This is a genomic window from Mesorhizobium sp. M0894 (assembly GCF_040319725.1).
Lineage (GTDB): Bacteria > Pseudomonadota > Alphaproteobacteria > Rhizobiales > Rhizobiaceae > Mesorhizobium.
Genome location: NZ_JAMYOG010000010.1, coordinates 72,752 through 97,084 on the forward strand (window position 1 = coordinate 72,752; position 24,333 = coordinate 97,084).

At 63.8% G+C, this 24,333-nt stretch carries 27 protein-coding genes and 2 pseudogenes; 18 read left to right on the forward strand and 11 right to left on the reverse strand.

Annotated features, from left to right (window positions below):
- Positions 1 to 4: 4 nt before the first annotated feature.
- The 3 genes and pseudogenes from NKH91_RS19935 to NKH91_RS19945 all read right to left on the reverse strand — a co-directional run bounded on the left by NKH91_RS19935 (position 5) and on the right by NKH91_RS19945 (position 3,010).
- On the reverse strand, positions 5 to 763 hold the full coding sequence (locus NKH91_RS19935) for a slipin family protein (protein WP_023722913.1): 759 nt from the start codon (positions 761 to 763) through the stop codon (positions 5 to 7).
- Complete coding sequence (locus NKH91_RS19940) at positions 760 to 2,151, reverse strand: NfeD family protein (protein WP_352788185.1); 1,392 nt, start codon at positions 2,149 to 2,151, stop codon at positions 760 to 762. Before NKH91_RS19940 ends, NKH91_RS19935 begins: the two co-directional genes overlap by 4 nt.
- Positions 2,152 to 2,252: 101 nt before the next feature.
- Positions 2,253 to 3,010: pseudogene (locus tag NKH91_RS19945) on the reverse strand (pseudouridine synthase).
- A gap of 115 nt (positions 3,011 to 3,125) precedes the next feature.
- On the opposite strand from NKH91_RS19945, the gene NKH91_RS19950 reads away from it, so the two are divergent.
- Positions 3,126 to 3,716 carry a DUF922 domain-containing Zn-dependent protease gene (locus NKH91_RS19950; RefSeq protein WP_352844621.1) on the forward strand — a complete coding sequence of 197 codons (591 nt, stop codon included), beginning with the start codon at positions 3,126 to 3,128 and terminating at the stop codon, positions 3,714 to 3,716.
- A gap of 41 nt (positions 3,717 to 3,757) precedes the next feature.
- Here NKH91_RS19950 and NKH91_RS19955 read toward each other — a convergent pair whose 3' ends face one another.
- Positions 3,758 to 4,501, reverse strand: coding sequence for an SDR family oxidoreductase (locus NKH91_RS19955; RefSeq protein ID WP_352844620.1), 744 nt, complete (start codon positions 4,499 to 4,501; stop codon positions 3,758 to 3,760).
- Between the two features lie 293 nt (positions 4,502 to 4,794).
- Here NKH91_RS19955 and NKH91_RS19960 point away from each other — a divergent pair, with 293 nt between their 5' ends.
- The 9 genes and pseudogenes from NKH91_RS19960 (at position 4,795) to NKH91_RS20000 (ending at position 11,690) form a co-directional block, all read left to right on the forward strand.
- Entirely contained in the window at positions 4,795 to 5,463 is a 669-nt protein-coding gene (locus NKH91_RS19960) for an NAD(P)H-dependent oxidoreductase (RefSeq protein WP_352844619.1), read from the forward strand.
- 347 nt (positions 5,464 to 5,810) lie between these two features.
- Positions 5,811 to 6,143: an ArsR/SmtB family transcription factor gene (locus NKH91_RS19965; RefSeq protein ID WP_023722919.1), complete on the forward strand. Its 333-nt coding sequence runs from the start codon at positions 5,811 to 5,813 to the stop codon at positions 6,141 to 6,143.
- A gap of 14 nt (positions 6,144 to 6,157) precedes the next feature.
- Complete coding sequence (locus NKH91_RS19970; protein WP_352844617.1) at positions 6,158 to 6,664, forward strand: arsenate reductase ArsC; 507 nt, start codon at positions 6,158 to 6,160, stop codon at positions 6,662 to 6,664.
- Position 6,665: 1 nt separating this feature from the next.
- Positions 6,666 to 7,352: an aquaporin gene (locus NKH91_RS19975; RefSeq protein ID WP_352844616.1), complete on the forward strand. Its 687-nt coding sequence runs from the start codon at positions 6,666 to 6,668 to the stop codon at positions 7,350 to 7,352.
- Positions 7,349 to 7,770: pseudogene (arsC, locus tag NKH91_RS19980) on the forward strand (arsenate reductase (glutaredoxin)). The gene NKH91_RS19975 and the pseudogene arsC overlap by 4 nt, the downstream one beginning before the upstream one ends.
- A gap of 93 nt (positions 7,771 to 7,863) precedes the next feature.
- The gene (arsH, locus tag NKH91_RS19985) at positions 7,864 to 8,592 is read left to right on the forward strand and encodes an arsenical resistance protein ArsH (RefSeq protein WP_352844614.1); all 729 of its coding nucleotides are present in this window, start codon (positions 7,864 to 7,866) and stop codon (positions 8,590 to 8,592) included.
- Positions 8,593 to 8,692: 100 nt separating this feature from the next.
- On the forward strand, positions 8,693 to 9,025 hold the full coding sequence (locus NKH91_RS19990; RefSeq protein ID WP_352844613.1) for an ArsR/SmtB family transcription factor: 333 nt from the start codon (positions 8,693 to 8,695) through the stop codon (positions 9,023 to 9,025).
- A 50-nt stretch (positions 9,026 to 9,075) separates the two neighbouring features.
- The gene (locus NKH91_RS19995; RefSeq protein ID WP_352844612.1) at positions 9,076 to 10,452 is read left to right on the forward strand and encodes an NAD(P)-binding domain-containing protein; all 1,377 of its coding nucleotides are present in this window, start codon (positions 9,076 to 9,078) and stop codon (positions 10,450 to 10,452) included.
- Positions 10,449 to 11,690, forward strand: coding sequence for an MFS transporter (locus NKH91_RS20000; protein WP_352844611.1), 1,242 nt, complete (start codon positions 10,449 to 10,451; stop codon positions 11,688 to 11,690). The genes NKH91_RS19995 and NKH91_RS20000 overlap by 4 nt, the downstream gene beginning before the upstream one ends.
- Positions 11,691 to 11,714: 24 nt before the next feature.
- On the opposite strand, the gene NKH91_RS20005 is transcribed toward NKH91_RS20000, so the two are convergent.
- Entirely contained in the window at positions 11,715 to 11,939 is a 225-nt protein-coding gene (locus tag NKH91_RS20005) for a hypothetical protein (protein WP_352481660.1), read from the reverse strand.
- Between the two features lie 231 nt (positions 11,940 to 12,170).
- Complete coding sequence (locus NKH91_RS20010) at positions 12,171 to 12,536, reverse strand: VOC family protein (RefSeq protein ID WP_352481659.1); 366 nt, start codon at positions 12,534 to 12,536, stop codon at positions 12,171 to 12,173.
- Positions 12,537 to 12,680: 144 nt separating this feature from the next.
- On the opposite strand from NKH91_RS20010, the gene NKH91_RS20015 reads away from it, so the two are divergent.
- Both NKH91_RS20015 and NKH91_RS20020 read left to right on the forward strand, forming a co-directional pair.
- Complete coding sequence (locus NKH91_RS20015; RefSeq protein ID WP_352481658.1) at positions 12,681 to 12,992, forward strand: hypothetical protein; 312 nt, start codon at positions 12,681 to 12,683, stop codon at positions 12,990 to 12,992.
- A gap of 8 nt (positions 12,993 to 13,000) precedes the next feature.
- The gene (locus NKH91_RS20020; RefSeq protein ID WP_352844609.1) at positions 13,001 to 13,912 is read left to right on the forward strand and encodes a sigma-70 family RNA polymerase sigma factor; all 912 of its coding nucleotides are present in this window, start codon (positions 13,001 to 13,003) and stop codon (positions 13,910 to 13,912) included.
- A gap of 329 nt (positions 13,913 to 14,241) precedes the next feature.
- Here NKH91_RS20020 and NKH91_RS20025 read toward each other — a convergent pair whose 3' ends face one another.
- Positions 14,242 to 15,399, reverse strand: a complete 1,158-nt coding sequence (locus tag NKH91_RS20025) for a sulfite oxidase (RefSeq protein ID WP_352844608.1) — start codon at positions 15,397 to 15,399, stop codon at positions 14,242 to 14,244.
- A 540-nt stretch (positions 15,400 to 15,939) separates the two neighbouring features.
- Here NKH91_RS20025 and NKH91_RS20030 point away from each other — a divergent pair.
- From NKH91_RS20030 to NKH91_RS20040, 3 genes are all read left to right on the forward strand, one after another.
- Positions 15,940 to 16,572 carry a DUF1326 domain-containing protein gene (locus NKH91_RS20030; RefSeq protein WP_352844607.1) on the forward strand — a complete coding sequence of 211 codons (633 nt, stop codon included), beginning with the start codon at positions 15,940 to 15,942 and terminating at the stop codon, positions 16,570 to 16,572.
- A gap of 8 nt (positions 16,573 to 16,580) precedes the next feature.
- Positions 16,581 to 17,474 (forward strand): DUF2182 domain-containing protein, encoded by an 894-nt coding sequence (locus NKH91_RS20035; RefSeq protein WP_352844606.1) that lies wholly within the window; start codon positions 16,581 to 16,583, stop codon positions 17,472 to 17,474.
- Positions 17,475 to 17,671: 197 nt separating this feature from the next.
- Positions 17,672 to 19,192, forward strand: a complete 1,521-nt coding sequence (locus NKH91_RS20040) for an FAD-dependent oxidoreductase (RefSeq protein ID WP_352844858.1) — start codon at positions 17,672 to 17,674, stop codon at positions 19,190 to 19,192.
- 25 nt (positions 19,193 to 19,217) lie between these two features.
- On the opposite strand, the gene dinB is transcribed toward NKH91_RS20040, so the two are convergent.
- The 3 genes from dinB to NKH91_RS20055 form a co-directional block, all read right to left on the reverse strand.
- A complete protein-coding gene (gene dinB, locus NKH91_RS20045) occupies positions 19,218 to 20,459 on the reverse strand; it encodes a DNA polymerase IV (protein WP_352844605.1) in 1,242 nt (413 codons plus the stop codon).
- 403 nt (positions 20,460 to 20,862) lie between these two features.
- On the reverse strand, positions 20,863 to 21,321 hold the full coding sequence (locus tag NKH91_RS20050) for a GNAT family N-acetyltransferase (RefSeq protein ID WP_023722937.1): 459 nt from the start codon (positions 21,319 to 21,321) through the stop codon (positions 20,863 to 20,865).
- 70 nt (positions 21,322 to 21,391) lie between these two features.
- A complete protein-coding gene (locus NKH91_RS20055) occupies positions 21,392 to 21,754 on the reverse strand; it encodes a hypothetical protein (RefSeq protein WP_031195368.1) in 363 nt (120 codons plus the stop codon).
- A gap of 188 nt (positions 21,755 to 21,942) precedes the next feature.
- Here NKH91_RS20055 and NKH91_RS20060 point away from each other — a divergent pair, with 188 nt between their 5' ends.
- A complete protein-coding gene (locus NKH91_RS20060; RefSeq protein WP_031195369.1) occupies positions 21,943 to 22,239 on the forward strand; it encodes a hypothetical protein in 297 nt (98 codons plus the stop codon).
- 220 nt (positions 22,240 to 22,459) lie between these two features.
- On the opposite strand, the gene NKH91_RS20065 is transcribed toward NKH91_RS20060, so the two are convergent.
- Positions 22,460 to 23,155 carry an XRE family transcriptional regulator gene (locus NKH91_RS20065; RefSeq protein WP_023722940.1) on the reverse strand — a complete coding sequence of 232 codons (696 nt, stop codon included), beginning with the start codon at positions 23,153 to 23,155 and terminating at the stop codon, positions 22,460 to 22,462.
- A gap of 208 nt (positions 23,156 to 23,363) precedes the next feature.
- On the opposite strand from NKH91_RS20065, the gene NKH91_RS20070 reads away from it, so the two are divergent.
- Both NKH91_RS20070 and NKH91_RS20075 read left to right on the forward strand, forming a co-directional pair.
- Positions 23,364 to 23,606 carry a hypothetical protein gene (locus tag NKH91_RS20070; RefSeq protein WP_352844604.1) on the forward strand — a complete coding sequence of 81 codons (243 nt, stop codon included), beginning with the start codon at positions 23,364 to 23,366 and terminating at the stop codon, positions 23,604 to 23,606.
- Positions 23,607 to 23,673: 67 nt separating this feature from the next.
- A complete protein-coding gene (locus NKH91_RS20075) occupies positions 23,674 to 24,306 on the forward strand; it encodes a high mobility group family protein (RefSeq protein WP_352844603.1) in 633 nt (210 codons plus the stop codon).
- Positions 24,307 to 24,333: the final 27 nt, after the last annotated feature.

The window sequence follows — 24,333 nt, forward strand, 5'->3', positions numbered from 1 at the left end:
TCCCTCACTTCCCGCCCTGCTTGATGAAATGACCGAGCAGATCCATTGGCACCGGAAACACGACCGTCGACGAGCGCTCGCCGGCGATGTCATGGAGAGCCTCGAAATAGCGTAGCTGCATGGCTTGCGGTGCTTCGGCCAGCATCTTGCCAGCCTCGACGAGCTTTGCCGCCGCCTGTTGTTCGCCGTCGGCATTGATCACTTTCGCACGCCGCAGCCGTTCCGCCTCGGCCTGCTTGGCGATGGCGCGGACCATGTTCTCGTTGAGGTCGACATGCTTGATCTCGACATCGGAGACCTTGATGCCCCAGGCATCGGTGCGCTGGTCGAGAATCTCCTGGATATCGCTGTTGAGCTTGTCACGTTCGGCCAGCATTTCATCGAGCTCATGCTTGCCGAGCACCGAGCGCAACGTGGTCTGTGCCAACTGGTTGGTGGCGGTCATGAAGTCTTCGACCTGGATCACCGCCCGCTCGGCGTCGACGATACGAAAATACAGCACCGCGTTGACCTTCACCGAGACGTTGTCACGCGAGATCACGTCCTGCGGCGGCACGTCCTGGACCACCACTCGCAGGTCGACCTTCACCATCTGCTGCACGAAGGGGATGAGGATGATAAGGCCGGGGCCCTTGACCCCGGTGAAGCGGCCGAGCGTGAAGACCACCCCGCGCTGATATTCCCTCAGGACGCGAATGGCCGCGGATAAGAACATGACCACGACGAGCGCTGCTGCCAGATAGGCCACATAACCGATGATCATTGCCTTGCTCCATCGCTTCCCACATTGCGGCGCCGTATCGTCAGCACAAGACCCCTGACATCAGCCACCTCGACGCTGTCGCCCACCGCAAGCGGTTCGTCGGCTTTTGCCCGCCAGCGCTCGCCCCGGGCGAGCACGTGGCCCTCGCTGCCCTGCCAGTCGAGAATCTCCGCCGGCAGCCCCTGCATGGCCTGTGCGCCAACACGCGGAACGTTCTTGCGGGCCGCCCACAGATAGCTGCCGGTCAACAGCGCCAGGCCGAGCGTCAGGACGGCGGCGGTGCCGATAACGGCCCACGACATCTCGAAGCCGGGCCCCTCGATCTTGAGCAGCATGGCAGCGCCCAGCAGAAACGCAGCCACGCCTCCCAGCCCAAGGACCACTGTCGGGTTCAAGGCTTCGACGACGAGAAAGATGATGCCAAGCAGCATCAAGGCAAGGCCGGCATAGCTGATCGGCAGGAGATTGAGCGCATAGAGGCCGAGCAGAAGGCAAATCGTGCCGATCACGCCAGGCGCGACCGCGCCCGGGCTCGTGAATTCGAAGACGAGGCCATAGACGCCGACCAGCATCAGGATGACGGCGATATTTGGGTCCGTGATGACGGCGAGAAGCCGGATGAGCCAGCCTGGTTCGAGCGTTTCAACCGGCAGCCCTTTCGTCGCCAATGCCTCTTTCTTGCCGGCGATCTCGACGGTCCGGCCGTCGGCCAGTTGAAGCAACTCGGTGGTGTCGCGGGCGACGAAGTCGATGACATGCTCCTGCAGCGCCGCGCCGGCCGACAGGCTGGCCGCCTCGCGCACGGCCTTTTCACCCCATTCGGCATTGCGCCCGCGCAATTCAGCCAGGCTGCGGATCAGGGCAACGGCGTCGTTCGTCGCCTTGGCGATCATCGCATCGCCCGCGGGTGCGTTCTTCTTGTCCTTGTCCGCCTCCGGGCCATCGTTCTTGTCGCCGGGAAACGATGGCAGCGGCCCGCCCATCTCGATCGGCGTTGCCGCGCCCAGATTGGTGCCGGGCGCCATCGCCGCTACATGGGTAGCGTAGAGGATGTAGGTTCCGGCGCTCGCCGCGTGCCCGCCGGCGGGCGCGACATAGCCGATGACGGGAACCGGCGAGGCGAGGATAGCGGCGATCATCTCGCGCATGCTGGTAACCAGCCCGCCGGGCGTGTCCATCTGCAGGATGAGAGCCTGGGCGTTTCGGTCCGCGGCCACCGCCAGCGCTTCCTCGAGCTGCCTGGCACTCGCCGGACCGATGGCGCCGTCGATCTCGACGCGCAACACAATTTTCTCCCGGCCGTTCGCCTCTCCGGTTGCGGAAGAGGGACAAACGGCCGCAGCAGCCACGAAAGCCGCGGCAAGCAGGACCGCACGCGCGAGTTTCACGCTCAAAGCTCCATATCTAGGATATGGGCTGGATTTTGCCGAAATCCATGAGAACGCTCATCAAACCGGCCTGGGTGCGGGGTGATGCTTCGCTCTGTCCTTCAGGCCCGAAGCAGCGCCAGCTCTTCGGCGGTCAGATGGCGTGTCTTGCCCTTGGCGAGGTCGCCGAGCTGCAATGGGCCGATCGCAACGCGCACCAGGCGCAGCACCTCGATATCGTGGGCGCCGAGCAGCCTTCGGATATGGCGGTTGCGGCCCTCGTCGAGCACGATCTCCAGCCAAGGGTGCCGCCGCGCAACAGCTCGATCGAGCGGGCCGTCAGCAAGTCGCCGTCGACTGTCGCGCCGGCGCGCAACCGCGCCAGCATGGCCTCGTCGGGCAGGGCGCCGATCTGCACGTGATAGGTCTTGGCGACATGCGAGGCGGGGTCGAGCAGGCGCTGCGCGAAGCGCGTGTCGTTGGTCATCAACAGCAGGCCTTCGCTGGCCTTGTCGAGGCGGCCGACCGGCGAGACGAAGGGCAGGTCGAGGCCTGCCAGGCAATCATAGACGGTGCCGCGGTCCTGCGGGTCGTCGCGGGTGGTAACCAGGCCGCGCGGCTTGTTGAGCATCAGATAGACCTTGCGCTCGGCGGCGACGCGGCGGCCGTCGACCTCGATGCGGTCGCGGCCGGGATCGACGCGCATCGCGCCGTTGCGCACGATCTTGCCGGCGACCCGCACGCGCCCCTCGGCAACCAGAAGCTCGGCCTGCTTGCGCGAGCACAGGCCAAGCTTCGACAGCGCGCGGCACAGGCTGACGCCGGGAGGCTGGGTCCCGGGGGCAGGGCGTTGCCGGGCAATGTTCGGTCGCGGCGACATGGCGTTGCCTGTGGATTCTTGTATACGAGCATCCCACTATAGCCGGCCGCCGGCTATGTCCACGGAAGGGAACTGCATGTCTTTTGCATCGTGCGCAGCAGCTGCGAGGACTTGCATGAAAACAGCCATTCGCCTTTGCCTGCTGCTCGCCTCTCTGCTGACCTCGCCGGCGCATGCCGGCTGGCAGGCGGTCGAAAAGGTCGAGACCTATGCCATCTCAGGGCAATCCGGGCCGGAGCTCTATGCCTCGATCGGCGGCCGCGGGCCGCTGTTCGGCGAGCGCCGCGTCATCGCGCATACCAATTTCAAGCTGACCTGGGTGAGGGACTACCAGCCGCAAGGCGACGCCTGCGTGCTGGTGTCGGCGCGGCCGAAGCTGATCATCACCTACACCTTGCCGAAGCCGGCCGCGCGGCTGCCGGGCACAATCCAGAAGAACTGGGGCGTTTTCGCAGCCGGCCTCGCCGCCCACGAGAAGGTGCACGGCGCCAGCATCATCGACATGGTGCACAAGATCGAGGCGGCCACCATCGGCCTGACCGTCCCCGACGACCGCGGCTGCAGCAAGATCAGGACCGAAGTGACGAAACGGCTCGCCGGAATTTCTCAGGCACAGCGGCAGGCGAGCCGCGATTTCGACCGGGTCGAATTCGGCCCGGGCGGCAAGCTGCGGCAGCTTGTGTTCACGCTGATGACCGGGGAATGATGCTGCGGGGCGGCGCAGGGCACCATATCTGTCGGCCAAGCTCATGCCTGCTCGGTCGGATAAAGCGTCAGGATGTTGACGTTGACCCGTGGCGGCTGCGTTACCGCGTACAGGATGGCGGCGGCGATGTCCTCGCTTTCCAGCTGCTCCATGTCGCCAAGCCTTAGCTCGACCGCCTGGCGCACATCGGCGCGCATATTCTGGGTGAACTCGGTCTTGACGGCGCCAGGCTCGATGCATGTCACGCGGATGCCGTCCTTGCCGATCTCGCGGCGAAGCGATTCCGCCATCGCGCTTACCGCGTGCTTGGTGCCGGAATAGACCACCGAAGGGTGGATATAACGGCCGGTGCCGGAAGAAACGACGACGATGTGGCCGGCGCCTTGCCGTTGCATCGACGGCAGCGCCGCATGGATCGGATAAAGCAGGCCCAGAATGTTGACGTCGACCATCCGGCGGTATTCTTCCGGCGTCGTATTGCGGAACGGCGCGGCGACGCCGACGCCGGCAACTGCAAGCAGAATGTCGAGCCGGCCGTACTCCTGCAGGACCCGTTCGACCATCGCCGTGGCTTGCGCTTCGTCGGTGACGTCGACGGCAATCGGCAGCGCGGTGCTGCCGGTCTCACGGATCCGCCTCGCCAGATCGTCCAGGCGCTCAGTGCGCCGCGCGGCAATCGCCAGCGTGGCGCCCTCGGCCGCCAGCGCCAAGGCGGTGGCCTCGCCGATGCCGGAGGAGGCGCCCGTCACCAAGGCGATCTTGCCGCTCAGTTTTCCTGTCTGCATCGTTTTCTCCTGACGCTTTGGATACGCCCTGAAGCTAGGGCGCAGACATTCTGGGAACAATGCTGGGAGTTCTTGGGCATGATACGCCGCAGCGCCGCATCCCGCGGAGTACCCCAAGGCATGCGGGACAGCGCCCTCCAGCAAGCCCATGTCTGCGCAATTTTCCTTGAGCGAACGAGCGGGGCTTGACGCGACTGGAGGTGTTGCGTCTTGATATGGGGCTGCGGGGCTTCGCATGAAAACAGCTGATCGACTATGTCTGCGGGTGGCTTGTTTGCATGCGACGCGCTTGCATGCAGCACCGCGATCCTCTGGCGACCGACCGGGCTGAGCGCAAGATGAAGGTCCTCGTCGTCTATTGCCATCCCTGCACCGACAGCTTCAACGGCGCCGTGCGCGATACGGTGCTGGAGACGCTTGCCGAAAGGGGGCATCAGGTCCACCTGCTCGATCTCCATGCGACCGGCTTCGATCCAGTCATGCGCACGCAGGAATGGCGCGGTTACCACGACAAGGCGGCGAACCTGCAACCGGTCCACGAACATGCGCAGGAGCTGATCTGGGCCGAGGCGGTCGTCTTCATTTACCCGACCTGGTGGTATGGCGTGCCGGCGATGCTGAAAGGCTGGCTGGAGCGTGTGCTGGTGCCGGGCTTCGCTTTCGAGATGCCGACCGCACGACGCGGTCCGCGGCCCAAATTGCGGCACATACGCCGGGTGGTGGCGATGACCACATGCGGTGCCACGCCGCTGATGTCGTGGATCATGGGACAGCCCGGCCGGCGAACCCTGCTGCGCGGCTTCCGCTCCGTCTGCCATCCGCTGTGCCGGACCAAATTCCTGGCGCTCTACCGGATGGACAGCGTCTCGGCCGCCGGACGCCAGGCGCATCTGCAGCGGGTCAGGAAAGCGGTTGCCGGTTTTGGCCGCGCTGATGCCATTGCCGCCACGGTGCCTGGCTGATTTGGTCGAGCGAGCCGCCGAGCGCAGCGGGCATCGCTTCGATGTGTCGGATACGATCAGTTGTACAAGTCGGCGCCGCCCCTCATCGCCCTGCCGGGCACTTCTCCCCGTATAGTGACGGGGAGAAGGGGCTGGCCGCAGCGTTGGCGTCGTTTCTGCACCGCCGATGTTTGGCGAAATCACCGATGACGAGGCCCCTCTCCCCGTCACTATACCGGGAGAGGATGCCGGCAGGCAGGTGAGGGGCAACGCAAACGCTTAGAGGGCGAATTCAAAACTGAGAGATTGCCTTGGGTCGCTGGCAGAGGCGCGTTGACTCTCTTCGCCATTTCTGGAATCCTGGAATTATGGACAAGACACTCGCCCTTTCGGCGCTTGCCGCGCTCGGCCAGGAAACCCGGCTGGACGTTTTTCGCCTTTTGGTGCGGGCTGGAGCCGACGGCGTGCCGGCGGGCGAGATCGCTTCGCGGCTCGCCGCGTTCCCGAATACGATGTCGGCCCATCTCAAGATCCTGTCGCATGCCGGCCTGGTGCGGACCGAACGGGAGGGCCGCAGCGTGCGCTATTTCGCCGATATGGCCGGCTTTCGCGATCTGCTGGCCTACCTGATGGAGGACTGCTGCAATGGCGCGCCGGAACTTTGCCAGCCTGTGATCCAGGCTGTGACCTGCAACTGCTAGAAGGGAGGTGCGCGATGAGCGAGCCATACAATGTTCTTTTTCTCTGCACCGGCAATTCGGCAAGGTCGATTCTCGCCGAGGCGATCCTGAACCGCGTCGGCGCAGGCAAGTTCAAGGCCTATTCGGCTGGATCGCATCCGAAGGGAGAGGTTCATCCCTATGCCCTTCAGCTTTTGAAAAGCCTCAACTACGACACGTCGTTCGCCCGTTCGAAAGACTGGCAAGAGTTTGCGGAGCGGGGTGCCTCAGAGATGAATTTCGTCTTCACGGTCTGCGACAATGCCGCCAACGAATCATGTCCGGTCTGGCCCGGGCAACCGATGACGGCGCATTGGGGCGTACCTGATCCTGCAGCCGTCGAAGGCACCGAGGCGGAAAAGCATCTCGCCTTCGCCGAAGCCTACCGCATGCTCAACAACCGAATTTCGATCTTTGTCAGCCTGCCGATCAATGCGGTCGACAGACTTGCGCTGCAGAAGCGCCTCGACGAGATCGGCCGCAATCTGCCGAAGGCCGGCTGAGGTGGTTCAGCTTTCCCGGCGCCTTGTTGCCGAGGCCCTCGGCACGGCTCTGCTGGTCGCCACCGTGGTCGGTTCCGGCATCATGGCTGACAGGCTGAGCAACGATGTCGCCGTCTCGCTGCTCGGCAACACCTTGCCGACCGGGGCGATCCTGGTCGTGCTCATCACCATATTCGGGCCGATCTCCGGAGCGCACTTCAACCCGGCGGTGACGCTGGTGTTCGCGCTTCGGCGTGAAATCGAAACGAATGCAGCGCTGGCCTACGTCGCCGCCCAGATTGCCGGCGGCATCGCTGGAACGTTCCTGGCGCATGCAATGTTCGAATTGCCGATCCTGGAAGTGTCGGCGACGGTGCGGACCGGAGGCGGCCAATGGATTGCGGAGCTGGTCGCCGCCTTCGGGCTGGTCTTCACCATTCTTGCCGGCCTGCGTTCCCGCCCGGATTCTATCCCTTGGCTGGTTGGGCTCTATATCACCGCCGCCTATTGGTTCACCGCGTCGACATCCTTTGCCAATCCGGCCGTCGCCATCGCCCGTGCGTTCTCCAACACTTTTGCCGGGATCCGCCCCACCGATCTGCCGGGCTTCATCGCCGCCGAGCTTTTGGGCGCGTTGCTCGCCGTGGCATTGGCAGGGTGGCTGCTCGCCCAACCGAAACCAGTCGGACAGATGAAAGCTGCGCAATGACCGTCACCATCTACCACAACCCCGATTGCGGCACCTCGCGCAACACGCTGGCCATGATCAGGCAGTCCGGCGAGGAGCCGGAGGTGATCGAATATCTGAAAACCCCGCCGTCGCGCGAAAAGCTCGTCAAACTGATCGCAGCGATGGGCATGACGCCGCGCCAATTGCTGCGCGAAAGGGCACGCCTTATGCCGAGCTTGGCCTGGGCGACCCGAAGTGGAGCGATGACGAGATCCTCGATTTCATGCTGGCGCATCCGATCCTGATCAACCGGCCGATCGTGGTGACGCCGCTCGGCACCATGCTCGCCCGACCCTCCGAAGCGGTGCTCGATATCCTGCCCAAGCCGGATATCGGCCCGTTCACCAAGGAGGACGGCGAGGTCGTCGTCGACACCAGCGGCAAGCGCGTCGCCTAGAGTATTTCGACATTTCTCGAAATTTGCTTTGACGCCACGACGGATCGCGCCTACCTATTTCGATGAAACTCGAAATAATAAAGCTTTGAAGCCATGAAACCAGTCGATCACGCAGGGTCCCTGCCAAACATAGATATGGAGCAACTCCCGGCGATCGATGCCTCTGCGCTGTTCGATGTGGCCGCCTCGGCCCACAAGCCTCGGATCTTGATGCTCTACGGCTCCTTGCGCGAGCGTTCCTACTCCCGCATGGCCACTGAGGAAGGCGCACGTATCTTGACCTGGCTTGGCGCTGAAGTCCGCATCTTCAACCCTGCCGGTTTGCCGCTGCCGGATTCGACGCCCGCCGATCACCCCAAGGTGAAAGAGCTGCGTGAGCTGTCGCTTTGGTCCGAAGGTCAGGTCTGGTGTTCGCCCGAACGTCACGGTTCAATGACCGGTATCATGAAATCGCAGATCGACTGGCTGCCATTGTCGTTGGGCTCGGTGCGTCCCACCCAGGGCCGGACGCTTGCCGTCATGCAGGTTTCCGGCGGCTCACAAAGCTTCAATGCCGTCAACCAACTGCGTATCCTGGGCCGCTGGATGCGCATGTTTACCATCCCGAACCAATCGTCGGTGGCAAAGGCATTCAACGAATTCGAGGCGGCCGGGCGCATGAAGCCCTCGCCCTACTACAACCGCATAGTCGACGTGATGGAGGAGCTGATGAAATTCACGCTTCTTCTGCGCGACCGGTCGGCCTATCTCACCAACCGTTATTCCGAACGCGTCGAAAGCGCGGAAGAGCTTGCCAGACGGGTAAACCAGCGGTCGATTTGAGGCAGACGATTGGCGCAAACGAGGACGGCGGTTGCCCGGTTATTCGATAATGTTCGAAATAAAAGTTGACGCCCTGTCTTCTTGGAAGTATGGCATTTCCATGAAACTCGAAAAAGCAGCCTCGCAACTGGAAGCCCTCGGCAGCCCGACGCGGTTGCAGCTCTATCGGACGCTTGTGCGGGCGGGCGATGAAGGCCTGCCGGTCGGGCGCATCCAGGACAGGCTCGGCATCGCTGCCTCGACGCTGTCGCATCACCTCAAGCGGCTGGTCGACACCGGCCTGGTGACACAGGAGCGGCAGGCGACGACGCTGATCTGCCGGGCCAACTATCCCGCCATGAATGGGCTCATCGGATACCTCGCAGATGAATGCTGCGCCGACGCCACCTGTGCGCCGGCATCGGCGGAAGCGACGGCCAAGACGCCAGCGTGATTTTTTTGGCAGTTTAATTCGAAATTACCGGATGGATGGAAGGTATGGAAATGATCGAAAAACTCCCCGTCGCGGTGATCGGCGCCGGGCCGGTCGGCCTGGCGGCAGCGGTCCACCTCATCGCGCAAGGTATTCCTGTCAAAGTCTACGAAGCCGGCAATACGGTTGCATCCAACCTCAGGGATTGGGGCCATGTTCGGGTGTTCACGCCTTGGCGCTATTGCGTCGATCAGGCGGCCAGAAACCTGCTCGAGGCGCATGGCTGGCGGATGCCGGAGCCTGAGGCATTCCCGACCGCGAACGACCTCGTCGCGGATTACCTCGAGCCGCTTGCAAAGCTTCCGCAATTGTCGCCGTCGATCGAAACCGGTGCCCGGGTCGTCGGCATCTCGCGCTGGGGCGCCGACAAGGTGCTGAGCAAGGAACGCGAAAACCGGCCGTTCATGCTGGTGGTCGAAACCGCCAGCGGCACGCGGCGCGACAGCGCCCGCGCCGTCATCGATGCTTCGGGAACCTGGCAGATGCCGAACCCCCTCGGCGCCGGCGGAATTCATGCCGTAGGCGAAGCGCAATTTGCAGATCGCATCGCCTACGGCATCCCCGATATTCTCGACCGCGACCGCAGCCTTTATGCCGGCAAGACGACGCTGGTCGCCGGCTCCGGCCATTCAGCCGCCAACGCCTTGCTGGATCTCGCCAGGCTGGCGGATATGGAGCCCGGCACGGCCTTCATCTGGACAACGCGCGGCACCGACCTGGTGCGCATCTATGGCGGCGGCGATGCCGACCAATTGCCGGCACGCGGCGAACTCGGCGCCGAAGTGCGCGAACTCGCCGAGAGCGGCGGCCTCAGACTGGTGACGGGCTTTGCGGCTGTTTCGATCCGCGATGCCGACGGCCGGCTGGTCGTCGAAGGCCAGACCAAGGACGGCTTGCAGCGGATTGGCCCGGTCGACCGCATCATTGCCGCGACCGGACAGCGCCCCGATCTGTCGCTGACGCGCGAGCTTCGGCTTGAGCTCGATCCGTGGCTGGAAAGCGTCAAGGCACTGGGACCGTTGATCGATCCCAACGAGCATTCCTGCGGCGACGTGCCGCCGCACGGCCATCGCGAGCTCAGCCATCCCGAGCATGGGTTCTATACGGTCGGCATCAAGAGCTATGGCCGCGCACCGACCTTCCTGCTGCTGACCGGGTATGAGCAGGTCCGCTCCGTCGCCGCGGCGATCGCCGGCGACATGGTGGCCGCCGACAATGTCCAGCTCGTGCTGCCGGAGACCGGCGTCTGCACCGTGCCGCGGATCGGCATTGCCGACACGGGCTGCTGCGGCGGTCCGGCGCCGGTAGCGGTGGATGCCTGCTGTGTCGCCGATGCCGAAGCAAAGGCGATCGGCAAAAGCGGCTGTGGCTGCGGCGTCGCCGCATGAGCCTTCTGGCGCCTTCGCCCACCATCCTGCGCAGCCGCGGCGCAATCATCACCGCGCTTGGCCTGACGCAGATCATGGCGTGGGGATCTTCCTACTATCTTCCAGCGGTCATTGCGCCGGCGGTCTCCTCCGATACCGGCTGGCCGCTGGCATGGGTTGTCGGCGGCCTGTCTCTCGGCTTGCTCACGGCAGGATTGATCTCGCCGCGCGTCGGGTCGTCGATCGAGCGGCATGGCGGCCGCAGCGTTCTGGCGTTCAGCGCCGCATGCATCGGGCTCGGCCAGATCGGGCTGGCTCTCGCCCCTAATCTTGCGGCCTATATCGCAGCCTGGCTGGTCATCGGACTGGGCATGGGGGCTGGGCTCTACGATGCCGCTTTCGCGACGCTTGGGCGCCACTACGGCCACGGCGCGCGCTCCGCCATTACCACGCTGACGCTGTTCGGCGGTTTTGCCAGTACGATCTGCTGGCCGATTTCGGCCTGGCTTCTTGGGGAGGTCGGCTGGCGCGGCACCTGCCTGGCCTACGCTGTCTTTCAGCTGGTGATTGCGCTTCCGCTCTATCTCGTGATCCTGCCCCGCGAGGCGCCGCAACCGGCAGTCGGGCCAGGATTGCCGGTCGGGCCAGGATTGAAAGAGGTGACGCCGGCCGGCGAAGGCAATCCCGATCCGTCGATCATCATCGTTCTGGCCGCCACCCTTACGCTTGCGGCGGTGATCTCCTCGACGGTGTCGGTGCATCTGCTCACCATCCTGCAAGGCAGCGGCATGGCGCTGGCCGCGGCCGTCGGGCTCGGCGCGCTGGTCGGCCCGTCCCAGGTGGCGGCGCGCGCGATCGAGATGACCATCGCGCGCTACCACCATCCGATCCTGACCAAGTTCGCCTCGGTTACGTTTGTGGCGATCGGCGTTTCGGCGCTCTGGGCCGGCATGCCAATCATCCCGCTGGCGCTCGGCTTCTATGGCGCGGGCATCGGCCTGGAATCCATCGCGCGGGGGACGTTGCCGCTCGCGCTGTTCGGCTCGAACGGCTACGCGAAGCTGATGGGCCGCCTCGCCATGCCGAGCCTGATCGCCCAGGCGGCGGCACCCTCGGCCGGCGCATTGCTGCTGGAGCGCTTCGGCCCGCATGGGACGTTGGCCGCGCTTTCTGGTCTGGCGCTGGCCAACGTCATCCTCGCATGCGGCCTGGGCTGGCGGATGCTCCGCTGGCGGCAATCGCAGGTTCAAACCCGATAGGATTTCGACCCGCGTTCAGCGCCGTCAACTGGAGAGCGGGAGATCTTCCACGGGATCGACAAGGAAGGATGCGGCAATCAGATCGTCCGCATCGAGGCGCAGTGAGCCTTTGGCGCCGCCCATAATGGCGGCAACCTTTTGAAACGTCTTGATTTCGTGCTCGGTAATCTGGGCACTTTGCATTCTGGATTTGAGGTCAGCGACGCGCAGCCCCAAACTGGGGGACATTCCGATTTTACGGTTCGACATGGTAAGATGCTCCTCCCCGGCCCATGTTTGTTTTGCCACCCGCCGTTATTCGCATTTCCTCCGCCTGCCTAAATATGAGGCATCGCGAATACAGCGCCCGAACGCCCGATGCAAGGGAAGGTTCCGGCGCGCAGCGGTCACGAAATAATAACACGAAGGAAGCACGGCCGATGGTCGGGCCGAAGGTAGGACTTAGGTACGATGCCCCGCCGGACAGAGGGCTCCGGTGGCTTATCGGCTGGCGAGGACCATGCGGTTGCCTTCGCTGTCGCGAAACTCCGCCACCGTGCGCCCCGGCTGCCACGGCGCATCATGCGGTTCGGTGATGATTTCGACGCCGCCCGCCTTCAACGCCGCGCTCATTGCTCCGACATTTTCGTCGACCAGCACCAATACGGGCTCCGCGCCGGGGGCGTCGTCGGCGCGCCTGATGAAATGCAGGTTCGTCACGGCATGCGGAAATGCCAGCTCGATCCAGCGCCAGCCGCCGTCGCCCATCTTCTGGTCGGCCAGCACCTGACAGGCGAGATGCCTGGTGTAGAACGCCTTGGCGCGGTCCTGGTCGAACACCGGAAGCTCGGCAAACTGGATATGCATGGTCGTCTCTCCTGCTTGATGGCTGCCGCGCAGCCGCCCACGCGGGAAAGACGATGCGGGCAACCGAAAAGATTCTTCCACAAGGAGAATCTTTTCAGCGCAGCCGGTCGTCCTTCGTTCATACCAACCAGTCAGGAGACGACGATGGACTACGCGCTCATTCGATACGGTGTGAACCAAGCCGACCTGGAAGATAACCGCGCGCTGGTCGAAAAAGTGTTCGAAGCACTGGGCGAGGCGGCACCGCCGACGGTGCGCTATCTCGTGCTCGAGCTGGACGACGGCTCGTTCGTCCACATCGTCGGCCAGGACGGCGATTCGTCGGCGCTGACCGGGCTTGCCGCCTTCAAGGCATTTGCGGAAAACCACGCCGAACGCCGTTCGACCCCGGCAATGCGATCGCCTGTCAAAGTCATCGGCAATTACCGTATGCTGGCGGGTCAGAAGGCGGGATAGCGCCTGCCATGCCGCTCGCGCAGAAATGGGATGCTACGCCGAAAATGAACAGGGCGACGTTGGAGGCGATGCTCGTCGGGTTGCGGCCAAGGCTGCATCGCTACTGCGCGCGCATGGCCGGCTCGGTGATCGACGGCGAGGACATCGTCCAGGAGGTGCTGATCAACGCGCTGCAGGCGATCGACGGCGGTGCGATGGTCGAACGGCCGGAGCAATGGCTGTTTCGCATCGCCCACAATGCCGCGCAGGATCATCTGCGGCGGCGCAATCGGGAAAGGTCGCGCATGACCGAGGCCGACATGAGCGTCATCGAGGATCCCTCCGGCAGCGCCGACAGCCGGCTCGCCGCCCAGACCGGCCTGCGCGCCTTCATGCAGCTTTCGGTGCCGCAGCGCAGCGCCGTGATCCTGGTCGACGTGCTCGGCCTCAGCCTGCATGAGACCTGCGAAGTGACCGGCGCGACGCTCGCCGCCACCAAGGCCGCGCTGCATCGCGGGCGGGCGCAGCTCAAGCTGCTGGCGCTGCAGCCCGAGCAGGCGCTCGCGCCGAAGCTCGACGCCGATGACGAGCGCCGGCTGCGGCGCTATGTCGACCTGTTCAACGCGCGCGACTTCGACGCGGTCAAGGCACTGATCGCAGAGGACGTCCGGCTCGAAGTCGTCAACCGCGTCCGCCTGCGCGGCAAGGCCCAGGCGTCGACCTATTTCGGCAATTACGACCGTATCAGCGACTGGGCATTGTCACTCGGCTTCGTCGACGGCAGGCCGGCGATCCTTATCCGCGACCCGCAGGCGGCCGACGGCACCGTGCGCGGCTTCGTGCTGGTTGAATGGGCGGGCGATGAAATCATCCAGATCCGCGACTTCCGCTATGCACCGTGGTGCCTGGTCGATGCGGAAATCAGGGCCGTGGAGAGGTGAGGCGAGCGCTGGAAATGGTGCGGAAATGGCGCGCGGAGGCGACAGGGCCAAGGTTGCGCCACCGGACAAGTCTGCCATCGCCTCGATCACTAAGCTGAGGGGCTCGCTTCCGATTTCGGGAGCGGTATCGTCGCGAAGAGGATCTACGGCCCACACCCGTCATGCTCGATACAGAGCGGCGCCAGCTTTCGGATCAGGCAGCCTCCTCCTGGGTGACCCAAACGCAATTGCCACATGGCAGCAAGTTCTTAGAGCGGTTCCGGTTCTCCTGGAACCGGTAACTCGCTCTAACTATCTGTTTTGCCGCATCTATTTGGCTGCAAAATTCGCTAGCCGATACGCACGCGGCGCGTCACCTGGCCATTGCTTTCCCAGTATGTGTGTTTCTTGGCAATCAAGGGATCGTCCATCGCCGGTTGAATTTGTCCCGTGGTGCTGACCGCGCGCGAGGTCACCGTGTGTTCTCCAGGAGAGGGATTTGCCCAATCCAGGGACCAAATTTTCCAGGCGTGTTCTGCCTCCTCACTGTGGTCAATGGTCGCTGGTGCCCAAGGCCCCTGATCGATTTGCACTTCGACCCGTTCGATCGGCGCCCCCCAGGCTGCTCCAATGATGGAGTAATCTGAATCTTTCCGGGTAACCTTCGCGGGCGCGGACTTTATCAGCGCTCGCCCGACCGAAGTCTCGGCCCATACGGTCTCGCCGTTGTGGTCCTCCTCCCGGATGGTGACATAGTCACGGGCCATCAGAAGGCTCATGAACCGCGTATCGCGAACCTCGATGCGTTTTAGCCACTTGACGTTGGCGATCCCGTACCAGCCTGGAGCAATGAGCCGTACCGGGAAGCCATTGGCCGCCGGCAAGGCGGCTCCATTCATTTCATAGCAGAGGAGATTGTCGGGGTTCATCGCGTCGGCGAGCGACATGCTACGAGCGAAGTTCTGCTTCATTTTTACGTCGCGTATCGGGATCTCGCCTGTGTCGGTACCGAAAAAGACGACCTCGATGCCCTTCTCCAGAACACCGGCTTCCTCGAGGATCGGGGCGAGCGGCGTCCCTGCCCAACGGGCATTGCCGATGCCGCCGGTGAAAAAGGGAAACCCGTGATTGCCCGAGCACTCCACTGTGAAAACGACCTCCTGCCGCGGTCGCGCCCTGATGTCGGCGAGCGTTAACTCCAAGGGCTTCTTGACCAGGCCTCCGATCTCCATCGACCATGTCTTCTCGTCGATCGTTGGTCGGTTGAAATGCGAGATGCTGAAGAACTTGTCATTTGGCGTTATCCAGCTGTCCAAATCCTCCCAGACAAGCTGCTTCTGGATACCTACCGGATCGGGATTTTCGGCCGGCTGATCCAGCCACCGAATAACTTCCTCGCTCGGCCGTGTTGGAAAAGCGTAAGCCCGACGCGAGGTATAGAGAGCAGCAATTGCGGCAAGAGCCGCGCTTCCTTGAACAAGAAGTTCTCTGCGCTGAAAATCAGGCATGTTGTTTACCTCCCAGTTGATCCGGAACGGGCTGCAACGTGCCTTAGGCCGTAGCCTGATCACGGATAGGCGACACAATGTGAGGTCTGCCCATCCGGAAGTATCCGGATAGGTCAGACAATCACCGACGCAAGTCAGGCATGTGAAGCGTTGGACGAAACTCTGGCTCGCGTTTCGCATGCCAAGAGTGCGCCTTTGAGAAGGAAGTGTCCACAACTTGGACGGGACATGATGATGATTGCGGCATTCCATGCCGATTTCCGGTCCTGCCAAATCCTTGCTGCTCGGATCGCTGCCGAACGCCCCTTCTGGGGTCATTTCCGGACCTTGGCGGGTTGCGCTCGGAAACGCTTGTTTCGACCCACGTCTGCCGTTCCGATATCGCCCCGCCATCTCCGGGGGGTATGTTCACCCAAATTCGACAAGAAACCGCATTGGCCTGCCGCCTCTTGTCGCGATCACTCTTGGCGCCACAGGATGGCGGCACGGCCGGCGCAGGTGTATGATGATGGTCTAATACTTCGCATCAGGGAGGACAGCATGACGTCTTGGGAAATCAAGGGACGGGAACTCGTCAATTGCACCTGCGAATATGGCTGCAACTGTCAATTCAATGCGCTGCCCGACAAGGGCCACTGCCATGCGGTGGCGGGCATCCAGATCGATGAAGGTCATCATGGCGAGACCGCCCTCGACGGCCTCCGGATCGCGGCGATCTTCAAATGGCCTGGCGCCATCCACGAAGGCCACGGTGAAGCCATCGCTTTCGTCGACGAGAGCGCAACCGACCGGCAGCGTGACGCGCTGCTGCGCATCATGACCGGCCAGGACACCGACCCGTTCGCAACGATGTTCGCCGTTTACGCCTCAACCGTGACAAAAATGAATGATCCGGTTTTCACCAAGATCGATCTCGACCTCGATATCGACGGCCGCAGGGGCCGCATCTTCGTCAAGGACTACATCGAAACGGTCGGCGAACCGATTCACAACAAGGTGACGGGCGCGGACTCGCGCGCTCAGATCGTGTTGCCGAACGGCTTCGAATATGCGGTCGCCGAGATCGGCAGCGCTTCAAGCACAACCAGCGGGCCGGTTCAGGTGAATATGAAGGACAGTTACGGCCAGTTCGCCCGGCTGCATCTCAACAATCACGGGGTGGTGCGAGCCTGACGCGCCGCATGGACGGTGGGTCGCCACTGGAACGGCTGCTCAGACGCGACCGCGTCATCACGATTGCGGGCGTGGCGGCGCTGTGCCTGCTGGGCTGGCTTTATATCGTCGCCGGTGCAGGGCTCGGCATGAATGCGTGGGAGATGACGAGGGTCGCGCTATTCCCCCACCAGCAAACCGCCGACATGACCTCCGATATGTCTGGCATGGATATGTCTGGCATGGACATGAGCGGGATGGACATGAGCGCGATGGCCATGGCGACCGAACCGCGGGTTTGGGGGGCCGCGATCTGGGCGCTGATGATTGCGATGTGGTGGGTCATGATGGTTGCGATGATGTCCCCGAGTGCGGCGCCGACTATCCTGCTCTATGCGCGCGTGCATCGCCATGCGCTCGCACAGGGCCAGATCCAGGACAAGCTCGCGCCCACCGGCGTATTCATGGCAGGCTATCTCCTGGTCTGGCTGGGGTTCTCCGTCGCGGCAGCTGCGTTGCATTGGCTGCTCGAACGCGAGGCATTCGTTACCGCGGCGACGATGAGTTCGCAGAGCCGCTGGCTTTCAGGCATCGTCCTGATCGCCGCGGGCCTGTATCAGCTCTCGCCGCTCAAGAACGCCTGCCTGTCGCATTGCAGGAAGCCGACGGCGTTCCTTTCCCGCCACTGGCGTCCCCACACACTTGGCGCGCTGCGTTTGGGCGCACTGCACGGGGCGTTCTGTGTCGGATGCTGCTGGATGCTGATGGCGTTATTGTTCGTGGGTGGCATAATGAATCTGGTGTGGGTTGCCGGGCTCGCTATTCTGGTGCTGGTTGAAAAGGTGTTTCCTGTCGGCCAGTGGGTTGGCCGGGCGGCCGGCATCGCCCTGATCGCCTGGGGCAGCGCAACGCTTTTGGTCTGACGACCAGGGCCGCCTCGAATGTCGCATTTGCAGGAAACGATCGCTCCTGGCGCCAAGTGCACCGCCCCAGCCAGGCCGGCTCACAACGCGTCGGGGCGGACCGGCGGTGACGTCAAGCTTACGCAGGCATTCAGGCGTCGAGGAACTTTGAATCCTGGCGTCCGTTTATCCGAATGTCGAGTATGAAGGGCTCCGCCATGAATGTCGGCGACGAAAGGACTGTATCCGTTTGGGCGAGAACCGAAGTAGCGTCTGATGCGGTTCCGCTCGAGCGGAGTGAACAGGTCGATGTCGTGGTCGTCGGATCTGGCATTGTCGGACTGTCGGTCGCCTACGAACTGGCCATCGCCGGGCAAAAGGTGGCGGTGCTCGATCGCGGCCGGATCGGAAGCGGCATGACGGCCCGCACCACCGCGCACCTGTCATCGATCTGCGATGACTATTTTTCGGAACTGATCAAATTGCGCGGCGAGGAACTGGCGCGGATTTACTATCAAAGCCAGTCGGCCGCTATTGACCGTATCCAATCGATCCTGGAGGCGGAGGGTATCGCGTGTGATTTCCGCCGCCTCGACGGTTTTCTGTTTCCGGCGTCGGGCAGGAAGGAATCCGTCATCGAGCGCGAACTGGACGCCGCCCGGAAAATCGGTGTCGGCGTCGAGAAAACCGCAGGCGTGCCGTTTGCAGGCTTTTCGGATGCACCGATCCTTCGCTACGCCAATCAGGCGACATTCCACCCGCTCAAATATCTCCGCGGGCTGGCTGCCGGCATCCGCGCGCACGGCGGCGCGCTTTATGCGGAGACCATCGTCGACAAGGTTGAGGAGACCGACAGCGGCGTGCGCGTAAGCACGGTCTCGGGCTTTGCCGTGTCTGCCAAATCGGCCGTTGTCGCCACCAACTCGCCGATCAACGATCGGGTCGCGCTCCATACCAAGCAAGCGCCCTATCGGACCTACGCGATGTCGTTCGAGATCGCGCGCGACGTTTTGCCGGATGGACTCTATTGGGACACGCTGGACCCCTATCACTACGTCCGTCTGCAGCCTGGCGAAGGCAAGACCGACTTTCTGATCGTCGGTGGTGAAGACCATAAAACAGGGCAGGCCGACGACGCCGACCACCGCTTCACGGCCCTGGCGGCCTGGATCAAAAAATTGGTGCCCGACATCGGCGCGGAAGCCAATCGATGGTCCGGGCAGGTGATGGAGACGGTCGATTATGCCGGATTCATCGGTCGTAATCCCGGTGATCGGCGAGTCTTCGTTGCTACCGGCGATTCCGGCCAGGGCATCACCCATGGGGTCGTGGCCGGCCTGTTGATTTCGGACCTGATTCTGAAGGGGGAAAGCCCCTGGCGGGAACTTTACGAACCCTCTCGCAAGACGGTACGGGCGATCGCCGATTATCTAGCGGAGAATGCGACAGCGATCAGGAGTTTTGCCGAGTATGTCGCGCCTGGTGAAATCGATTCCGCCGACAAGCTGCGGCCGGGGCAGGGCGCCATCGTCCGCGAAGGTCTTACCAAAGTCGCGGCTTTTCGCGACGAGGACGGCACGCTCTACAAACGCTCGGCCGCATGTACCCATGTCGGCTGCCACGTTCATTGGAACTCGCTGGAACGCTGCTGGGACTGCCCCTGCCACGGCTCGCATTTTGCCGTCGATGGCACGGCCTTGAACGGGCCGGCAGTATCGCCCCTGGCTCCTGTCGGATAATCTTTTTTCGCCCCGGCCGCGCAGCTCACAGCTCCTTTTCGGCGAGCTCGCGAAACGCGTCGGGAACGGACCGCGACAGTCCGAGCGCGACCGAGGCGTAGCCGACCGCCTCCCAGCCGAAACGATCGCGGATCTTGTCGACGGCGCGATCTGCGGTCCAGCGCGCCGCGCCCCTCCTGGTGCCGGGGCGGCGGCGGTCGTCGTCGAGCCCAAGCGGCAGTTCCAGTTGCAGGCCGGCATGCTGCTCCAGATGCGAGACGGCGATCGCCAGCAGCGAGATGGTTTTTTCGTGCGGATGGTCGATGAGCACCTTGCGCACCAGCGCCTCGGCGATCTCGGCCAGCATGGCGGTTGCCGAAATCGGCTGGTCGAGCGTGATCGAGCGCGTCACCGAGCGCAGGTCGGCAAAGCGGACACGAACCGTCACCGTGCGGCCGGGCCGGGATTTCGCCCGCAATCTTGTGGCGACCCTATCGGCCAGATGCAGCAGCGCAGGCACGAAGACCTGCTCCTCGGCCGGTTTTCGGCCGAGCGCCGATTGCGCGCCGGCCGAGCGCGCCCGGCGCTGCGTCTCCAGCTTGCGCGGATCGCGGTTCCACGCCAGCGCGTTGAGTTTCTCTCCCGCCGCCGGTCCGAGCAGGCGCTCCAGCGCGCCATTGTTGGTCTTCGCCAGCTCGCCGATGGTGTTGACGCCGATGCCGGCCAGCCGCTCCCTGGTGACCGGGCCGACACCCCACATCAGCTCGACCGGCAGGTGGTGCAGGAACTCCAGCTCGTGGCGCGGATCGACCACCACCAGCCCGTCGGGTTTTGCGACCTGTGAGGCGATCTTGGCCAGATGCTTGGTGCGGGCTACGCCGACCGAGATCGGCAGGCCGAGCTCGGCCCACACGCGGTGGCGGATCTTGCCGGCGATCTCGGCCGGCGAGCCGAACAGGTGGGTGCAGCCGGCGACGTCGGCAAAGGCCTCGTCGATGGAAATCCGCTCGACCACCGGCGTGAAATCGCCGAGCACCTTGATCGCTGCATCGCCCAGCCGCTGATAGTCCTTGAAATGGCCGCCGACGAAAATGAGTTGCGGGCAGAGTTCCCGCGCCCGCCGTCCCGGCATGCCGCCGCGCACGCCGAACGCCTTGGCTTCATAGGATGCGGCGAGCACTACCCCGCCGCCGACGGCAATCGGCTTGCCGCGCAAGGCCGGGTCGAGCAGTTGTTCGACCGAGGCATAGAAGGCATCCAGATCCGCGTGGAGGATGTTGGCTTCCATCCGGCCCGTTCGCCCGCGGCGGTTCGAACGCCGCCTTGTCTAGAGTTTTGATGAGAACATAAAGAGAACATTGTGGGCGGATTGTCAAGCGGCGCGGAGGGCAGGTGAAGGGCAATTGTTTCAGTTTGGCGCCCTCTGTCTGCCTGCGTTCCAGCGTTGGTGGTTGGCGAAAGTCGAAGCAACATCCAATCTCCCCCCTTGCGGGGGAGATGTCCGGCAGGACAGAGGGGGGTGGGACGGATCGCCAACTTCGACTTCAGTTGTTGCCAACTCGAATCAGCCTGAGGGTTTGGCTCCGATTGGTTGACAGGTCGGAGGGACAGCACCCCCCTCTGCCCTGCCGGGCATCTCCCCCGCAAGGGGGGAGATCGGCAGCTTCGCCGACGGCGCCTGCTGCAGCGACCTACAGCGCCATCTTGTAGCCGAGATGGCTGGCGGTGAAACCGAGGCGCTCGTAGAAGGTGTGCGCTTCCCGTCGACTGTTGTCCGTGGTGAGCTGAATGAGGCTGCAGCCGCGCGAACGGCACGCTTCAATCGCCCATTCGATCATCAGCTTGCCGACGCCGCGAGAGCGCCATTGCCGGGCGACGCGAACGCCTTCGATCTGGCCGCGCCAGGCGCCTTTCCTCGAAATGCCTGGAAGGAAGCTGAGTTGCAGCGTTCCGACCAATTGCCCGGCCTCGACGGCCACGGCCAGCAACTGGTTGGGATCGGCATCGATCGCGCTGAAGGCATCGAGATAGGATGGCGCGAGCGGCGTGGACGGGTCTTCCCGGTCTGCGCCGAGCGCATCGTCGGCAAGCATTGCAACGATCGCCGGCAGGTCGGGCGCCTGGGCACGACGGAATTCGATCTCGCTCATCGCGCGGAGACATACGGCGCAGTGTTGGCGATCGCAATATCCGTTTTGACTGCAAGGGGGGCGCGCGTCTTCAGGCGGCCTCCAACGCCCAGAGGCGATAGCCGTAGCGGCGGAAGAAGCGGGCGAAGAGGCGCTGCTGCCTGGCGCGGGCGAGGTCGGCGCTGCGCCTTTCCTGTCGCCAGTGCGGCATGTTGCGGAACATCGACAGGAAGCGGGCGGCGTCCTCGATCGCCTCCTCGGCCGACTGCGCCGGGCGGATCGCCGCCAGGAACAAAGCGCGGCTCGGCTTCATCCGGTCGATCGCCGCCTTGCGCTGGCGATGGCCCTGGCGCGCCGTGCGGATGCCGTCCTGGCGGATGGCCGCGAAGGCGGCAAGCATGGCCGGGCTGTCGCCGGCATAACCGCAGGCCTGGGCGAACTGGGCGAGGTCCATCGTCACTCCCTTGCATTCGGTGGACGGAGCGGCCGCGGCTGCGCCGATTCCAGCTTGCATGGTATAGAAGCATAACTCAAATAAATGAACAAGTGAAACTTTCACGTTGGTGTAAGCGGAACCGACTCGACTCCGCCTCGAAAACCGATAATGATGTGAACAAAGCAGGAACAACGATGGGGATGGCCATGGCATTAGCGGGCAAGGAAGCGACGATCGCCGATGTCGTCTCGATTGCCGTCGAGTGCATCGATTGCGGCCGCAACAGGTGGTGGAAGCCGGCCGAGCTCAAGCGGCATGGGGTGAGGCCGGAGACACCGCTATCAGCACTTTCCGGGCGCCTGATCTGCAAGGCCTGCCGGGCCGACGGCCTGCCGGGCGCCGCCGTTTCGATCCAGGCTGCCTTCATCGACGACCGGCAGCGGGCCCGCGCCGAGGCGCGCCTGCTCAACGGTCGAGAGCTGGAGCAATCGAGGCGGGCTTGAGGGGGAGGGCGTGCTGCTCTTCCCTTCTCCCCTTGTGGGAGAAGGTGGCCGAGCGAAGCTCGGTCGGATGAGGGGTGTTGGACGGATCGCTACCTTGATGGCGTAAGTGCTTAAAATCGCGTCTACATTTCCTCCGCCGCGTTCCTTCCAGCACCCTCATCCGGCTCGGCGCTGTGCGCCGATCCACCTTCCCACAAGGGGAGAAGGCAACAAGCGCCCGTCAATACCCCAGCAGTTCCTTGAGCGGGATGACGCGGAAGACGTTCTTGATCGCGTAGCGGTTGAAGGTCAGCGTCTTGGGCGGATTGTATTGCTCGACGATCAGCTCGGCGGCGGTGCGCTTGACCAGCTTCTTGATGAAGGCCTTGCCGTTTTGCTCGTTCTCCTCGGGCAGCGTCTCGATCACCACATGGTCGCCGGGCACGGCCTCGCGGCCGCCGCAATAGATCATCTCGCCGGGCTCGTAGCGCGGCACCATCGAATCGCTCAGCACGTGCAGCGCAAACACGTTGCGCAGATGCCGGATCCCCGGCGGCCGCTGGACATAGCCGGCCGGCTGGCCGTTGAAGGTGAAGTCGCCATCGTCGCCGCCGACGGCGGTGCCGAGAAGCTGGATGTCCATCGGCCCGGCGGGCAGGGGGCCGGGATCGGTGACGATCTCGGCATCGGCAACCGGCCCGGCATCTTCGAGGAAGACGACCTCGCCCTTGCCGAGCGCCACCGGGTCGACGCGCAGGAAGGCGGCGGTCTTCAAAAGGTTCTCGGTCTTGGGCAGGTTGCGCCCGGTTTCCCAATTGCCGACGGCAGCGACGTCGGTGTCGTTGTGCTCGGCAATGTGGCGCATCACCAGGCCGCGCTGCTTGCGCGCCCGGCGGATCGCCGCCCCGACCTTGATCGACAGTGCAGTTTTCACCATGGCTCCATCTGAGGCACAAGATTCGGTTTCGTCTATGCAAGAATAGCTTGCATTACGTCTTAAGTTATGCTCTTATGTGGCCATGAACAAGTCGCTCCGCCAGCTTTCGGTCCTCGAATCCGCCCCCCAGCGCCAAGGAGGCGGCCGAGATAGTCATGTGCCAACCTTTTCCCCTTCGTCCTGGCTGTCCTCCTCCCCGGCCGGGACGATGCCCGAGGCTCGCGCCTCGGATCCGGCAGCGCAAGCGGCCGGAACAGCCGGAGCCGTTCCCCTCACGGCTCCGGCCACGAATTGCCTGCCGGCCGGCAATGCGGATGCCGCGGTTTCCTGCATCCGCACCGACGACGGCACAGTAATCGCCTTCGACAAGCGGGCGGCCAAGGCAGTCTCCGGCGCAACAAGGCAGGCGGCCGAGATGAAGCTCGATCGTAGCAAGCCACGCGAGGGCTGACCGGCTTTCGAGCCTGAGGCCGGCGAAGCCGGCGCCACACAACCACCTTTGCAGGGAATAAAACATCATGGCCGCCCGCTATTCCCCCTCCGAATTGGAACAAATCGAGAACTGGCTGATGAGTGGGCTGTCGGCCGCGAAGATCGCCGCCCGGCTGAGTGCGCAACGCGGCCGCCCGGCCTCGCGCGCGGCCATCATCGGCATCGTCCACCGCACCGCCCGTCTGCACGCCATCGGCCTTGCCAGATCCAAGGGCTGGTGTAGCGGACGGTCGGGCGGCCGGCATGGAAAATCGGCACCAGAGCCGTCGAACTCCGCCGGCCAGGCAGGGGTAGTACCGGCCGAGCACCACTGCCGCCCGGCAAGGCTGTCGGCCAGGCTGGCGCCGCCGGCCTGGCAGCCGGGTCCGGTTCGGATCACGGGGTCCGATGGCGAGCCGCTCGAAATGCCGGCGCCGCGCCCGATCGCCGCCGGCGGCCGCCAGCCGCACTTCGTCGCCATGCGCTTCATCGATTGCCTGTTCGACCGCTGCCGCGCGCCGCTCGACACGACGCCGCAGGAGGATGCGGAAAACGACGCCCCCGGCAGCCGCCCCGGTTTGGACATGCTGTGCTGCGGGCTGCGCACAAGGCCTTCGAAAAGCTACTGCGCCTATCACGCGGCGCGCTTCCTGCGCACGCTGCCGGCCAAAGCGATTTGAGCCCCGCTGGATGACGGAAATTCGCCA